The sequence below is a fragment of the Acinetobacter pullicarnis genome, from assembly GCF_006352475.1.
GTDB classification, from domain to species: domain Bacteria; phylum Pseudomonadota; class Gammaproteobacteria; order Pseudomonadales; family Moraxellaceae; genus Acinetobacter; species Acinetobacter pullicarnis.
Genome location: NZ_VCMZ01000001.1, coordinates 2,522,417 through 2,538,241 on the forward strand (window position 1 = coordinate 2,522,417; position 15,825 = coordinate 2,538,241).

Genomic DNA, 15,825 nt, shown 5'->3' on the forward strand with positions numbered 1-15,825 from the left:
ACAATTTAACCTAAAACCACCGTATTGCGATGCAGACTCAATCTGCCCATTGAATCTGCTGCATTTCGAGCGGTTAAATACGCTATATTATTTTCAGCCCAATACCCCTGACAAGAACGACAATAAAGCATAATAAATACAGAAGCTTGAAATTAAGCTCACCCAGATCGGAATTTTTTGTTTGAGCATAGCAATCACCAACAGCACAAATACAACATCCGTCCATTGTAAAATATACTGTTGAGTCATTTGCACCACCAAACACAGCAACAACCCGACAACAGCAGCATTAATGCCTGCAACCGCTTGATATATTCTCGGCTGATGCATCAGATATGACCAATAAGGTAATGCCCCAAACACCAACAAAAACGAAGGAATAAAAATCAGCACTGTGCCAATCAGCGCATTGAACAACACTGAATCGGTTAGCGGCAAAAGCGCCCCCAGATAGCTTGCAAAACTAAACAGTGGCCCCGGCATTAACTGAGCAAATGCGTAGCCCAAATCAAACTTTTCCCCCGATACCAAACCGGTTACGACAAAATCTTGATGCAAAAGTGGCAGAATAATATGCCCGCCACCAAATACAGCAGAAGCCGAATAATAAAAACCTTGGATACTTTCTAGCAGAATATTGGAATGCCCTTCTTTCAAAATGGGCAAAATAAAAAAGGGCAGGAAAAATAAGATCAGCCAAATATAGGCATAACTACGTTGCTTCGTTCCAAGCGCTGTGGCAGCAGCCTTGTGCTTGACGCTTTTCTTTTCAGCAGGTGTTGTTTGAGAATCTACGCCAACTTGAACGGTTGCATTGGGTTTAACGTATTTTGAACATAACACCCCAACCAGTGCAGCAACCGCAATCAATAGTATTTGATTCATTGGTAGCTGCACAAAATACACAAATCCAGCCGCACAGAGCATTAAAAAGTATTGCCATAACTGCTGGCAAAAACTGCGTAGCATTTGCCAAAAAGCCCAAAGTACAACGGCCAAAACAATCAATTGAATCACATGAAAAAACTGCTGTGATAACACATCAGATAAACGAGACCCAATCACTGCGACCAATGTCATAAGTAACGCGGAAGGCAAAGTAAAACCGAGCCATGCCACCACTGCACCCCAATGCCCCCGCAAGGAATAACCAATTGCAATCCCAACTTGACTACTGCTCGGCCCCGGTAAAATCTGTGCCAACGCAAGCAATTGTGCGTAGTTATTTTCACTCAACCATTGCAGTTGCTTTACAAAGACTTGATGAAAAAAAACCAGATGTGCTGCAGGACCACCAAAGGCAATACAACCTAATTTCAAAAAGGTGAAAAAGATTTGACGATATGAAAGTGCAACCTGAAGATGAGCCATAGCAAATCAGCTTATGCCAAATAAAATTGAAAGTGCTTTATTCTAAAAGATAAATATAACAAACATTTGAAATTAAGTGTCTCGCATATAAATTATTCTAATTCGGCTTAACGATTTTAATTTGATTCTGTAGATGCGTTTAGAGAGGTCGGTGAATATCCTGTCTTTATTTCCACGATCACAATTTCATTCATGACCTCAAGGAAAGTGAGTTAGTCACCGATGTGCTGATGCTGTTAAAAGACCAAGTAACGGATGTTTAGTCCTGAATATGGCATGTTTAATTAACACAGCTAAGCTTGAGTGCTTAAGCCTAGCTGTCCAAGCCTAAGCACTTGACCTTAAGTACCTTACCTCAATGTTGTGTGCTTAAGCTCTCACACAAATCGAGCAAGCGATTGGCATACCCCCACTCATTATCATACCAAGCAAAAACTTTGGCTTGGTGCCCAACATGCATGGTCTGGGTCAAATCGACAATCAATGAATACGGTGAATGATTAAAGTCACTCGACACCAACGGTTCATCGGTCACTTGCATGATTTTGGCATAATTCTGTTCAGCTGCCTGCACCAACACCTGATTGATTTTCTCAACAGAAATAGGATGTTGTGCCACAAAACTTAGGTCAATAGCAGCCACATTAATGGTCGGCACCCGAATCGAATAGCCATCGATGCGATCTGCCATTTTAGGCAGTACTTGCTTGAGCGCAGCTAAAGCCGAAGATGTGGTTGGAATAATATTTTGTCCCGAAGCCCGCGCGCGTCTTAAATCTCGATGCGCTTGATCCAATACGGTTTGATCCGCTGTTACTGCATGAATTTCGGTCATTAATGCGCTTTCAATCCCAAAAGCATCATCAATAATTTTCACCAATGGCACCAAAGCCTGCGTGGTACAAGACACACTCGAAATGACGCGATCACTGGCTTTAAGTTCATGGTGATTGACACCATAGACAATCGCAGCATCGACACTGTCAAATGGTGCTGCCCCAATGATGACACGCTCAGCACCCGCCTCAAGGTGCTGTGTTGCTGCAGCACGTGAACGGAAAAAGCCTGTACATTCAAGCACTACATCAATATTAAGCTTTGCCCAAGGCAATTGACTGGGTTGTTCCTGACAGAGCACTTGTACACGTGCCTGCATATGGCCATAGGAAATCTGTAAATAATCAGCACCCTGCTCGTGTTCTACTGCCACTTTCCCAGCAAAACGACCATGGGTTGAGTCGTATTTAAATAAATGCACCAGCGTTTCAACATCTGCAATATCATTAATGGCAACGATCTCAAAATGAAAATCTTGCGGATTTTCAAACCAAGCCCTTAAAACATTTCGTCCTATTCTACCAAATCCATTAATTGCCACACGTTGCATCAGTTTTCCTTTGCATTAAAACTCGTTATTTAACGGCATCTATGTTATCGGATTTTTAGCCTTTAGATAGCCTTAGTTTTAAATTAAACCCAAGATGAAGAAGATTTATTTTAATTTTAGTTGCTGCTTGAGCACGATCGATTGCCGTTTAAATCTGCAAGTTGATTATTTTTGCTTTTATCATTTTTTATAATGCGAGACTTTCGACGAATACTGCCATTTCAAAACCCTAAAACCACCTTTATATTTAACAATTTAAAAACAATAAGTTGTTTATAAAATATCTATTTAACTCTCAAATCGCCTGTGTTGGCAGTCATTACAGCAGATTTCATGTTATATAGTAATACAGCTTCAGTTTATTACGGTTTTCAAGGCACCTCCCCCCCCAATGAAAATGGAGAAGAATCATTCACTGATTTGAAAGCAACAATTCTACTGAATTGTCAGTTATTCCCTTAAAATCATTGGTTGGACAGGCTTTTTCCGTTATAATTTGGCGTTTTTTAATTTATAAGCCGCGCATCGCGTTTGACTTTAGGCAGCACGCCCAAGCAAATACGGTGTATTTAGCCAAATCCAATAAAAGAGGGAGTGACTTGATCGTGAGTACTCGTTTAATGACATCTGCTGAAATCCGTGAAGCGTTTTTACGCTACTTTGAAACGCAAGGACATACGCGCGTCGCCTCGAGTTCATTAGTTCCAGCCAACGACCCGACTCTGCTCTTCACCAATGCCGGTATGAATCAGTTTAAAGACTGCTTCTTAGGCCTTGAAAAACGTAACTATGTACGTGCGACTTCTTCACAAAAATGTGTCCGTGCTGGCGGTAAACACAATGACTTAGATAACGTCGGTTATACCGCGCGTCATCATACTTTCTTTGAAATGTTGGGCAACTTCTCTTTTGGCGACTATTTCAAACAAGATGCAATCAAATTTGCTTGGGAATTTCTAACCGCATCAGAATGGTTAGGCCTTCCTAAAGATCGACTTTATGTCACAGTTTATGAAACTGATGATGAAGCTTTTGATATCTGGAATAAAGTGATTGGCTTAGCGGCAGACCGTATTATCCGTATTGGTGACAATAAAGGTGAAAAATACGCGTCTGATAATTTCTGGACCATGGGTGATACTGGGCCTTGTGGGCCGTGTTCAGAAATCTTCTTTGATCATGGCGATCATATCTGGGGTGGATTACCAGGTAGCCCTGAAGAAGATGGCGACCGTTTTATCGAAATCTGGAATAACGTTTTCATGCAGTTCAATCGTACTGCTGATGGCGTCTTGCACCCACTTCCTGCACCTTCTGTCGATACAGGCATGGGCTTGGAACGTATTTCTGCTGTTTTACAACATGTGCATTCCAACTACGAAATCGACTTATTCCAAGATCTATTAAAAGCTGCAGCTGAAATTGTTGGTCTAGACACCACCCAACAACAAGCAGAAGCAAGCGCCAATGGCAGCGCTATAGATTATCCTGCGTCGCTTAAAGTGGTTGCAGATCATGCACGTTCATGCTGCTTCCTCATTGCTGATGGTGTCAATCCATCCAATGAAGGCCGTGGTTATGTCTTGCGTCGTATTATTCGTCGTGCAGTTCGTCATGGCAATAAAATGGGCGCAACAGGCACCTTCTTCTACAAAATGTTGCAACCCTTAATTGAAACAATGGGTCAGGCCTACCCGGAACTTGCTCAAGAACGCAGCCGTGTCGAAGCACTCTTAATTCGCGAAGAAGAGTTATTTGCCAAGACTTTAGAACAAGGTCTTAAATTACTTGAAGTTGAATTAAGTGACCTAAAAGGCAAGGTTATTCCTGGTGAAACCGTATTTAAACTGTATGACACCTATGGATTCCCAGCCGATTTAACAGCCGATATTGCCCGTGAGCGCGAGTTAGAAATTGACCAAGCTGGTTTTGAAAAAGAAATGGCAGCACAACGTCAACGTGCACGTGATGCTGGCAAATTCTCAATCGACTATAACAGTGTGGTGAAGGTTGACACTGAAACCCAATTCGATGGCTACGATGCAACCCAAGGTCAAGGCCAGATTATTGCGATCTATAAAGATGGTGCTCAAGTTGATCATGTCGATGAAGGTGATGAAGCCTTAATCGTCCTCAATCAGACCCCTTTCTATGCTGAAAGTGGTGGTCAAATTGGTGACACCGGTATTTTCAAAAACGAGACAGGTATTTTTGAAGTTCAAGACACCAAAAAATCTGGTGGGGCCTTTGTTCATCAAGGGATTGTAACCATGGGTCGCCTATCAACCACACAAGCGGTTGAAGCGACTGTACGTGCGGATATCCGTGAAGCAACTGCGCGCAATCACTCTGCAACACATTTACTACATGCAGTATTGCGCCAAGTATTGGGTGGTCATGTACAACAAAAAGGTTCTTTGGTTGCCAGTGATATTTTGCGTTTTGACTTTGCCAATGATCAACCTGTGAGTTTTGCACAATTACAAGAAATTGAGCGTTTGGTCAATCTTGAAGTGATTGCCAACACTGCAGTCAATACCGAAGTTTTGGACATTGAAGCGGCAAAAGGCAAAGGCGCCATGATGTTATTCGGCGAAAAATATGGCGATGAAGTTCGTGTACTTTCTATGGGTTCTCTGCAGGAAGAGCAACAGTTCTCTGTCGAACTTTGCGGTGGTATTCACGTCAAACGCACAGGCGACATCGGCCTATTCAAAATCACCTCTGAAGCAGGTGTCGCTGCGGGTATTCGCCGTATTGAAGCGGTTACAGGTCACAAAGCACTTGAAACTGTACAGAAAGCAGATGCGGATATCCAACAGATCAACCAATTGCTTAAAGCACAAAAAGATCAAACCGTAGAACGCGTTCAAGCCAATGCAGAGCAGGCAACTGCCCTGCAAAAGCAAATCGAACAGCTCAACCAAAAGTTGGCAAACTTCCAAGCAGCTGAACTTTTAAGCCAAGTTCAAACGATTGCAGGTCGCTCTACGCTGATCACAACTGTAAAAGAGACAGATGCAAAAGCACTCCGTCATTTACACGATGGCGTCAAGTCTAAATTAGACAATGCCATTATTGTGCTTGCAGGAATCGATGGTGACAAAGTAAGTTTAATTGCTTCAGTTGCAAAAGACTTTACTGCAAACATAAAAGCAGGTGACATTATCAAACATCTTGCGACCGAACTTGGTGGTAAAGGTGGCGGTAAACCAGACTTGGCGCAAGGTGGCGCACCACTAAACGACACGTTTGAACCTGTAATGGCCAATCTTAGCACTTGGCTTGAACAACCCTAATCTACCCTTTTGTGTAACTGATCTTGAACTGAACTTAGGTAAGATTACAGCTTCAAGATCATGGCTTATATGGAAAAACTATGGCTTTAATCGTTCAAAAATATGGCGGTACCTCTATGGGGACTCCCGAGCGCATTCTTAATGTTGCTCGTCGTGTCAAGCGCTGGCATGACAATGGTCACCAAGTCGTGGTCGTTGTTTCAGCAATGAGCGGGGAAACCAACCGCTTATTGGCGCTTGCCAAGGCCATTACTGAAACCCCTGACCCGCGTGAACTTGACCAAATGGTTTCTACCGGTGAACAGGTGACGATTTCCATGTTGGCAATGGCACTGAATTCCATAGGTGTACAAGCCAAATCTCTCACTGGTCGTCAAGTCAGTATTAAAACGGACAATGCCTTTAATAAAGCACGCATTGAATCTATCGACACCGAATATATGACCAGTAATTTAGATGCAGGTCGTGTGCTGGTGGTTGCTGGTTTCCAAGGCGTTGACAACGAAGGTAATACCACCACTCTCGGTCGTGGCGGTTCAGATACGACAGGTGTGGCACTTGCCGCTGCGTTAAAAGCAGATGAATGCCAAATCTATACGGATGTTGATGGTGTATATACCACCGATCCACGTGTCGCGCCAAAAGCCAAAAAAATTGATCGTATTTCTTTCGAAGAAATGCTTGAGATGGCCTCCCTCGGTTCGAAGATTTTGCAAATCCGTTCAGTTGAATTTGCAGGAAAATACCAAGTACCTTTGCGCGTACTTTCTAGTTTTGACAATGAAGATGATGGCATTTTTGACGAAGCGTTCAAAAAAAATGTCGGTACCCTCATCACCACTGAAACGGAAAACAATATGGAAAACCCAATTATTTCTGGTATCGCGTTTAATCGTGACGAAGCAAAATTAACCATATTAGGTGTACCTGATGAACCAGGTATTGCAGCCAAAATTTTATCGCCGATTGGTGCTGCCAATATTGAAGTCGATATGATTATTCAAAATGTTGAAGAAGATGGTACGACCGACTTCACATTTACTGTAAATCGTGGTGACTTGGCTAAAGCCAAAAAAATTCTTGAAGAAACAGCAAAAGCCATTGGTGCGCGTGAAGTTGCAACCCGTAACGATATTGTGAAAGTTTCAATTGTTGGTGTTGGCATGCGTTCACATGCTGGTGTTGCAAGTAAAATGTTTATTGCCCTTGCAGAACAAAGCATTAACATGCTGATGATCTCCACTTCTGAGATTAAAATCTCCGTTATTATCGAAGAAAACTATCTAGAACTGGCTGTTCGAGCATTGCATACAGCCTTTGGTTTGGATCGTGAACATGGTGAGTCTGGTGCGAGCGCTTAATTTTTAAGCATACGTGCCAGTTTTATCATGTTATACCCCAATAATAAGTCGAGCCACCATAGTTTTTTCCATGGTGGCTCTGATATATTAGGCTCTGTTATTTTGAAAATTTCAACAGAGCTATTGATTTTGCATAATTCATCACAATAATCTGTTAAAATTTTCTTCGATACCGAGGTTGTTTTTTTAATTTCAAAAACTATCGCAGGTTTAGCGCTTAGGCAAGGAGATAAACATGCTGATTCTGACCCGTCGTGTCGGAGAAACATTAATGATTGGGGATCAAGTCAGTGTTACTGTGCTTGGTGTTAAGGGTAACCAAGTGCGCATTGGTGTAAATGCTCCGAAAGAAGTATCTGTACACCGTGAGGAAATCTATCAACGAATTCAACACGAACGCGCAATGCATGAGCACTTGCAGCATCTTGACCAAGATTATCAACCCTCCTTTGAAGATGATAATTTTTCTCAGAATAACTTCAATCGCTAGATTAGATGTTCTCCACAATTAAAGCGGCTTACCAAGCCGCTTTAAATTTTTTACCATTTATTAAAAAATCTTAAATTACATATCCCCTAAATCAACGCCTAAGCTCGCCTGTACCAAGGCTTTTCTCACGGGCGCATAACTGCGACGATGCTGTGCAATTACGCCGTATGCCTCAATGGCAGCAAAATGTGCTTTGGTTGGATAGCCCTTATGCTTTGCAAAACCATATTGTGGAAATTCGAGATCTAATGCCTTCATGTCTCGATCACGGGTTACTTTGGCCAAAATACTTGCCGCACTAATTTCGGCATGTGTGGCATCACCACCAACAATGGCTTCGCAAGCAATGCTGATCCCCTTAGGAATTTGATTACCATCGACCAGTACTTTATGCGGTGTAATCTGTAAACCTTCTACTGCACGACGCATTGCAAGAAAGGTGGCTTGTAGAATATTAAGCTCATCAATTTCAGTATGTGACGCTTCTGCAACGCACCATGCCAAAGCTTTTTCTTGAATCTCAATAAAAAGCTTTTCACGTTTCTTTTCCGTTAATTTCTTTGAGTCATTCAGGCCTTCAATCGGACGAAGCGGATCCAAGATCACCGCGGCTGCAACGACTGATCCCACCAATGGCCCGCGACCTGCCTCATCGACACCCGCAATATATATTTGATTCATCAAGTTTATTTCTCACAGATCTAATATCAACGTCATTTGGCGCAGATTTTAACATGATCATCATGCTGCACCGGTTACGACAAAGCTAGCCGATTGTTTTTTAAGCCGAAGTTACCCCTCACCGTTGCGATATTAATACAAGGCGTTGTGTTTTTAAATATTGAGTCAATTGCATCATCTCGTTAATATCGCACAATCCAAAATTAATGAGGCTTCTATGTCAAAGCAAGCGCAATACTATACAAGAACAGCGCAATGGCTACATTGGGCGATGGCGGCAATCTTTATTACGGCATGGCTCATTGGTTTTTATAGTGGTAACTTTCTAAGCTATGCCGTCGATGGTGATTTTAAAGGCAATGTAATCACGTTGCATAAAAATATTGCGACCGTCATTATCTTTTTAGTGGTGATCCGTATTTTTTGGCGCTACACCCATCCAACACCACAACTACCAGACAGCATGTCTGCCCCAATGAAAAAAATGGCGCATTACGGCCATTTAGCACTTTATTTCATTTTACTTGCTTTGCCGATTACTGGCTGTCTATTTAGCTGGAGTGCTGGTCACCCTGCACCTGTCCTGTATTTATTTGAAATTCCACGTCTAGTTCAAGATAATCCGCAATTACTTGCTATTGTGAAGCCACTGCATATTTATATCTCTTGGTTCGCGGCATTGCTGATTGTCGGACACCTGCTCGCCGCTTTAAAACATCACTTTATCGACAAAGATTTTGTTTTAAAAAGTATGTTGAAACAGCCGAAATAAGCTTAAGTATGCGCTGACTAAACTTAACGTTGAGACATCGCAGCCACAAGCCAGAGATTACAAACGAAATAATGCAATAAAAAATGGGGATGCCAAAACATCCCCATTTTTATTCATTCATTTACTGAAGGGTTAAACAGAATTTATTTAAATTGACTCAATTTCAGCAATCCACTTTTGTTTATCGGCTGTTGAAATAAATGATGCATTAAATGAATTGATTGCCAATTGTTTTAACGCGGTATCAGTTAAATCCAAGGCCTCAGTGATCGCAATAAAGTTATCATTCATATAGCCACCAAAATAGGCAGGATCATCTGAGTTTACTGTGACACATAGGCCCTGTTGTAACAGACGCTGAATATTATGCTGTTGCATCTGATCAACCACACACAGCTTTAAATTACTCAACGGGCAGACCGTCAGCGGCATTTGTTCTGCCTTTAGGCGTTGTAATAGTGCTGGGTCTTCTTCTGAACGGACACCATGATCAATACGATTAACTTTAAGTAAATCTAAGGCTTGCCACACATAATCTGCTGGCCCTTCTTCACCGGCATGTGCCACCAACAAAAAGCCCGCTTCAGCTGCTTTCGCAAAAACCCGTTCAAATTTCTCAGGTGGATGCCCAAGTTCACTTGAATCTAAACCGATGGCAATAATCTGATCTTTATAAGGAAGGGCTTGCGCCAAAGTATCGAATGCCGCCGCTTCACTTAAATGCCGCAGGAAGCACATAATCAGATGAGAACTGATATTTAACTGCTGTTTTGCATCATCACATGCACGTGTTAATCCATTGATGACCGTTTCAAAGGCCACGCCACGGTCGGTATGGGTTTGTGGATCAAAAAACATCTCGGTATGCACCACTCGATCAAGCGCACATTTTTCAAAATACGCCCACGCCAAATCATAAAAATCCTGTTCATGAATCAGGACTTGCGCTCCAGCATAGTAGATGTCAAGAAAGGATTGTAAATTATGAAAGTTATAAGCCTGCTTAACTTCGTCAATGCTTTTGTAGGGAATCTCAATTTGATTACGTTGTGCAATCGCAAACATCAATTCAGGTTCAAAAGTCCCTTCAATATGGACGTGTAATTCTGCTTTTGGTAAAGCACGGATCAGCTCAAGTTGTTGCATATCATTCCACAAATTTATTTTTAAATGAAAGAGAAAGTCCAAGCATACAGCAGCATACTTGGACTTTAAATGATGAGATCTCAGCTTAAACTTTAAACGCTAAAGCCTAGATACTAATTTTGAATTTCGGTTTAGCCACCAAAATACATAAATTTAATGACCCAAAGCACTGCAATAATCCAGACCATATAAGGCACTGTTTTTGCCTTGCCAGTACACAGTTTAATGACAGCATAGCTGATAAAGCCCATGGCAATACCATCTGCAATCGAATAAGAAAATGGCATAAATACAATGGTTAAAAATGCAGGAACCGCTTCAGTGATATCTTCCCAATCAATATTGGTAATCCCCTGAACCATCAGCACCCCAATAAACAGTAAGGCAGGTGCGGTTGCAAAGCTTGGGACAGATTGCGCGAGTGGAGCCAAGAACAAACACAAAAGAAACAGGACACCCACCACAACTGCGGTTAAACCTGTACGTCCACCTGCGGCAACACCTGCCGAAGATTCAATATAGGGCGTCGTTGAAGATGTGCCTAATGCCGCTCCAGCTACAATTGCGGTTGAATCGGCAAATAAGGCCTTTTTCAAGCGCGGTAATTTACCATCTTTTAATAATCCCGCACGATGTGAAACACCCACCAAAGTACCGGTTGAATCGAATAAATCAACCAAGAAAAATACGAAGATGACACCGATCATGCTGTAGGTAAATAAGCCTGCGAAATCCATCTGCATAAAGGTTGGTGCAAGCGAAGGTACATCACCGACCACGCCTTTAAATTCACTTAAACCCGTCAACGTCGCAATGATGGTAATGGCCAAGATGCTAATAATAATCGCACCTTTGATCTTAAAATGATGCATGATCACGATCATGAAAAAGCCAAGCAAGACCAAAAGCACACTCGGTTGAGTAATGTCACCCAAGCCCACAATGGTTGCTTCTTTATAAACCACGATGCCGGATTTCTGTAACCCAACCAAGGCTAAAAACAACCCGATCCCGCCACCAATCGCAAACTTAAGTGACATTGGGATGGCATTGACGATCGCTTCACGAATTTTAAACAAGCTGATTGAAATAAAAATCAAACCAGAGACAAAAACTGCAGCCAAAGCAACTTGCCAGTTTACCCCCATGCCCAAGCAGACACTGAACGTAAAATACGCATTAAGCCCCATACCTGGCGCCAAAGCGATTGGATAGTTGGCGATTAAACCCATGACAAAACAGCCGATAGCAGCAGCTAAACAGGTCGCCACAAATACCGCACCAAAATCCATTCCCGTCAATGAAAGAATATCTGGATTCACAATGATGATGTAACACATCGTCAAAAAGGTGGTAAAACCTGCGAGGACTTCCGTTTTAAAGTCGGTACGGTTCTCACTAAGTTTAAATAAGCGTTCTAGCAAATTCGCGGATGAATTTGGGTTTGCCATTGAGGAGCCCCTGTGAAAGTTGAGCTAGGAAAATTAAATTTGGCCTTGCTAAAAAGAAAGAATAGCCGATCGGTGCTGTTGTGAATTTTTACAGCTGCGGGCGATCTGATTTATTCTTTAAAGTGAAACCCTGTTCAAACCAAAAAAGCTGCTTTTGAGCAGCTTTTACATACATATATGTTCTAAGCAAATCGATTAAAGTAAAAGGTTGCTTTGAGTGTGGCGGATTATATCATAGCCTTACACAAAAACGCTGATCTTGAACATCAGCGATATATTGACCGTTCACAACGACTTCCGAGGAACTTATAGATGAACAGCGCCAGAGTACTTGGCCTTAATGTCCCTCAAGCGCATTGAGTGCTCAGTCTGAGTAGCCCAACACTTCCGTTTGTTCGGATTCAGCACGTTTAATGACTTTTCGCAGTGGTAAGCACACCTGTTTTGACTGAGCCAACGCCTGTTCAACTTTGCGAATGGTTCGATTGGCATTACTTTCTGCCAAGTTATATTCATCTGCCAGTTGCAACTGGGTACTTTCATGGATCAAGTATTTCAAGGTGAGTAGTAATTGGTTTTCAATACTCAAAGTATGTGGGCGTCCTGACTTTTTCTTCTGTTGTTCAAATTGAATTAACACTTCAACCATCGCAATAAAAGCGGCCTTAGAAACGCCAACCAATTGTTCAAATGCTTCATCTGAGAAGCTGACTAAATTTTCATATTTCATAATACTTACTTTTTTACTAACATCAGTTTCAATCTATAAATATTGATTCATGCTCAAAACAGTCACCACATGGATCGAATACGCATCTGCGGATCATTCGATGTGAGTCTTCTCCCCGATGCAGATGGCTACTGATCGAGGTCTTGCACATTTGAAATGGACAAAGTATGGATAGGTGTGAAAAATTCAACAAAGAAGAGTGATAACGACTGGCTTAAAGCATGAATGTTTGATAATAATCACAATTATACAATAAACCATTGTTTATAAAACAATAAGAAATGGAAATGGTCGTATTTTCAAAGGATATGAGATTTTTATGATGGAAGGCAAAATAATAGGATTAAGGCTTAAAACATAGTTTCTAAATCGCTATTTTCTTAAAAAATAATACATTAAACCCATATATTATATAGATTTATCTTTAATTATAAAATATTGAATTACTTGTAAAAATAACTGCGGGTAGCCTTAATGATTTTGATACAGTACAACTTTATACCGTGTATTTAATTGTATTTAATACCCTATATGCACTAAAAATAAGCTTTTATATTGAACGCGCACAACCGAGATTCGTTCAAAAAGCAATCACATACAATGGCTTTTCAGGATACTGACCTCTATACCCTGAAACGTCTTGGGCCATTAAAGCCGTTGTGTAATGTATATTAATTGGTTTTATTTGGTAATTTTCTCTGATCAATGGCAACTTTAGCCGTATGTTTATTGAAGCAGTAAACTGCTGCACATGCGTCCTGCTAGAACTTGCAGTCACGCCTAAGCACACCACTCAAAAGACAAAGGCCAATATTATGAAAAATATAGGATTATACACTGCTATCGTATCCGTATTTATCACAAATCTGGCATTTGCTGCGACTTCATCCGCAGCATCGCCAGCCCAGAAACTTAAAGATGTTGCTCCCTATCCGGCCGTTAACAAGGACAGCAATCGCCACGTCATCTGGCTAAAAAATCAACCCGATGAGTCACAATACAAAGTTGAAATCGTGGCGACAAAATCTGGTTTAAAAGATTGTAATAATGTTTCATACAACGCCAGCTTTAATGAAAAAGTCTTAGAAGGCTGGGGTTATGATTATTACACTGTTGAGAGTCTTCAAGGGCCGATCAGCACCCAAATGGCCTGTAGCAATACAAAAAAGGTGAAAGCAAATTTACCCGTTCATTTAGGTGATAAAAGTTTATTGCGCTATAACAGTAAGCTTCCCTTAGTGATTTATGCACCGAAAGATGTCGATGTAAGTTATCGTATTTGGCAAGCACCGAAAACCACGCAGAAAGCCACCATCGTGAATAACTAAATTTCATCGTAGCAATATGTTTAAACTCTAAATATCAATAATTAAGGCCATATATCAGCTATGGCCTTAATTTAGATGCACCATACATCTCTTACATCATATCGGTTAAATCAGTATGCTCACTGGCTTAAATCATCTCTTAACCACGGTGTTCGCGTCAGCCCCACCAAGCTGCCTTCTGGACTCTGTAAACGCGTTACCGTCTGCCCCCAAGGTTCGATACGGTTATTCACCAAAAGCGTATAGCCTTGTGCTGCGAGCTGCTTAGATGCAGTGCTAATATCAACCACTTCAAACTCCACCCAGCTTTGTGGCACAACCAAATCACTCGGCCAAATTGGTGAGCCAAAACAAGATTGTGCAGCTTGATCTAAGGGCCACAGCGCAAAATGCTTTACCCCTGCTAAGTCGCCATTTTCAGTTGACCTATAACGTTCATTGTCTGGCATCGGTTTTAAAGGTAACTCTAAAGCATCAATATAAAAGGCTTTACTGTCTGCATCGGACTGGGTAATTGGACCAAATCCTGCAACAAACATGATTTCGATCTGCTTTAATTCATTCATCGCCGTGCACCTCTGCTGTTCATGGCAAATACATTACGGGGTTGCTGCAATCTGTTTATATCGAGCTATTTCTATTCATGTCTTCAGTCTAAAGTATGACAATATGATGGATATCAAGACTTAATCATCACCAAGACTTTCTAAAAAATTGATGGTGGGCACAAAAAATAAAGTCCCCGTTGTAGCTGTACTAAAGTCCAGCAAACGGTCTAGATTTCCGTCTGCATCGCCTTGAAACATATGCGCTAGCATTTGGCGGGTCACACTAAACTTGCGCGCATAGCCAATAAAAAAAGTGCCATATTCATTTTTAGATGGATTGGAAAATGGCATATTTGCACGCATAATTTTAAGTTCATTGCCCAATTCATCATAGGCTTTGCTGACATTGTTATGCGCAGTATTGGGTTTTTCATCATCCCCCAACTCAACATCATTAAACTTTTTGCGTCCAATCACGCGCTCTTGTTCTTCAACCGTTAATGCCCGCCACTTCGACATATCATGGCTGTATTTTTGAATAAAGGCATAACTGCCCCCTTTAAATACAGGATCTTCATTGCCAACCAATGCATATTCAGCAGCAATTTCTGCTTCAGGGTTTTCAGTTCCATCAACAAAACCAATAATTGCACGTCCATCAAAGTATCTAAAACCATGCACTTCATCAATGGGATAAGTGACTTGCTGCAATTGCTCTTGAATAATACTCGCCAACTCATAGCACAGTGCCTGACGGTCTGCACGGATATGAAAGAACAAATCACCTGGTGTCGAAACAGCCGTATATTTCGGTCCTTGAATCGCCTCAAACGGGATTAATTCCTTGGGTTTGGCTTGATTGGGAAACAATACATCCCATGCATTGGCACTAAAACCTAAAGTTGCATTGAAGCCTAACGCAGGGTAGCGATTTGCCAAGCTGCGCGTTAAGGCAGAAAAACCAGCTGCAAAATCAAGAATGGTATCGACCGCAATATCGTCTTGCTGCATGCCCAATACAATAAACAGCGCATTCTCGCCTGGACGACTCATCACAGGTTGTATTCTCTCTGGAATCATTAAAGCAGCCTTTGCTCTTGTTATTGAATTTCAATAAACTAGCACAGAAATAAGCGACGAATAAATAAAGATATCAATAAACTGAAATTACAGTCTAATCAACGATCCAACCTTCATTTTTAACTTTAAGGCGATTAGACCTTGCAGCGCTTGCATCAAACTTTCAATCAAAAATCAAAAA

The 15,825-nt window shown here is 41.4% G+C and carries 13 protein-coding genes; 5 read left to right on the forward strand and 8 right to left on the reverse strand.

Annotated elements, in window-relative coordinates:
* Positions 1–93: 93 nt before the first annotated feature.
* Both chrA and gap read right to left on the reverse strand, forming a co-directional pair.
* Entirely contained in the window at positions 94–1,371 is a 1,278-nt protein-coding gene (gene chrA, locus FD716_RS11120) for a chromate efflux transporter (protein WP_139852399.1), read from the reverse strand.
* 355 nt (positions 1,372–1,726) lie between these two features.
* Positions 1,727–2,758, reverse strand: coding sequence for a type I glyceraldehyde-3-phosphate dehydrogenase (gene gap, locus FD716_RS11125; protein WP_139852400.1), 1,032 nt, complete (start codon positions 2,756–2,758; stop codon positions 1,727–1,729).
* Positions 2,759–3,363: 605 nt separating this feature from the next.
* Between gap and alaS the strand changes: the two genes are divergently transcribed.
* The 3 genes from alaS to csrA all read left to right on the forward strand — a co-directional run bounded on the left by alaS (position 3,364) and on the right by csrA (position 7,908).
* Positions 3,364–6,057, forward strand: coding sequence for an alanine--tRNA ligase (alaS, locus tag FD716_RS11130; RefSeq protein ID WP_171477029.1), 2,694 nt, complete (start codon positions 3,364–3,366; stop codon positions 6,055–6,057).
* 80 nt (positions 6,058–6,137) lie between these two features.
* Complete coding sequence (locus tag FD716_RS11135; protein WP_139852401.1) at positions 6,138–7,418, forward strand: aspartate kinase; 1,281 nt, start codon at positions 6,138–6,140, stop codon at positions 7,416–7,418.
* 235 nt (positions 7,419–7,653) lie between these two features.
* Positions 7,654–7,908, forward strand: a complete 255-nt coding sequence (gene csrA, locus FD716_RS11140) for a carbon storage regulator CsrA (protein ID WP_004989721.1) — start codon at positions 7,654–7,656, stop codon at positions 7,906–7,908.
* A 75-nt stretch (positions 7,909–7,983) separates the two neighbouring features.
* Here csrA and rnhB read toward each other — a convergent pair whose 3' ends face one another.
* Entirely contained in the window at positions 7,984–8,580 is a 597-nt protein-coding gene (gene rnhB / locus FD716_RS11145; RefSeq protein ID WP_139853672.1) for a ribonuclease HII, read from the reverse strand.
* Positions 8,581–8,806: 226 nt separating this feature from the next.
* On the opposite strand from rnhB, the gene FD716_RS11150 reads away from it, so the two are divergent.
* Positions 8,807–9,361 carry a cytochrome b gene (locus FD716_RS11150; protein WP_139852402.1) on the forward strand — a complete coding sequence of 185 codons (555 nt, stop codon included), beginning with the start codon at positions 8,807–8,809 and terminating at the stop codon, positions 9,359–9,361.
* 147 nt (positions 9,362–9,508) lie between these two features.
* Here FD716_RS11150 and FD716_RS11155 read toward each other — a convergent pair whose 3' ends face one another.
* From FD716_RS11155 to FD716_RS11165, 3 genes are all read right to left on the reverse strand, one after another.
* Entirely contained in the window at positions 9,509–10,507 is a 999-nt protein-coding gene (locus FD716_RS11155; RefSeq protein ID WP_139852403.1) for an adenosine deaminase, read from the reverse strand.
* 131 nt (positions 10,508–10,638) lie between these two features.
* Positions 10,639–11,958 carry an NCS2 family permease gene (locus tag FD716_RS11160; RefSeq protein WP_139852404.1) on the reverse strand — a complete coding sequence of 440 codons (1,320 nt, stop codon included), beginning with the start codon at positions 11,956–11,958 and terminating at the stop codon, positions 10,639–10,641.
* Positions 11,959–12,322: 364 nt separating this feature from the next.
* Positions 12,323–12,688 (reverse strand): helix-turn-helix domain-containing protein, encoded by a 366-nt coding sequence (locus FD716_RS11165; RefSeq protein WP_139852405.1) that lies wholly within the window; start codon positions 12,686–12,688, stop codon positions 12,323–12,325.
* Between the two features lie 815 nt (positions 12,689–13,503).
* On the opposite strand from FD716_RS11165, the gene eco reads away from it, so the two are divergent.
* Positions 13,504–14,016: a serine protease inhibitor ecotin gene (eco, locus tag FD716_RS11170; RefSeq protein WP_139852406.1), complete on the forward strand. Its 513-nt coding sequence runs from the start codon at positions 13,504–13,506 to the stop codon at positions 14,014–14,016.
* Positions 14,017–14,135: 119 nt separating this feature from the next.
* On the opposite strand, the gene FD716_RS11175 is transcribed toward eco, so the two are convergent.
* Both FD716_RS11175 and FD716_RS11180 read right to left on the reverse strand, forming a co-directional pair.
* Positions 14,136–14,582 carry a VOC family protein gene (locus tag FD716_RS11175; protein ID WP_139852407.1) on the reverse strand — a complete coding sequence of 149 codons (447 nt, stop codon included), beginning with the start codon at positions 14,580–14,582 and terminating at the stop codon, positions 14,136–14,138.
* A 120-nt stretch (positions 14,583–14,702) separates the two neighbouring features.
* Complete coding sequence (locus tag FD716_RS11180) at positions 14,703–15,644, reverse strand: Dyp-type peroxidase (RefSeq protein ID WP_139852408.1); 942 nt, start codon at positions 15,642–15,644, stop codon at positions 14,703–14,705.
* Positions 15,645–15,825 lie beyond the last annotated feature (181 nt).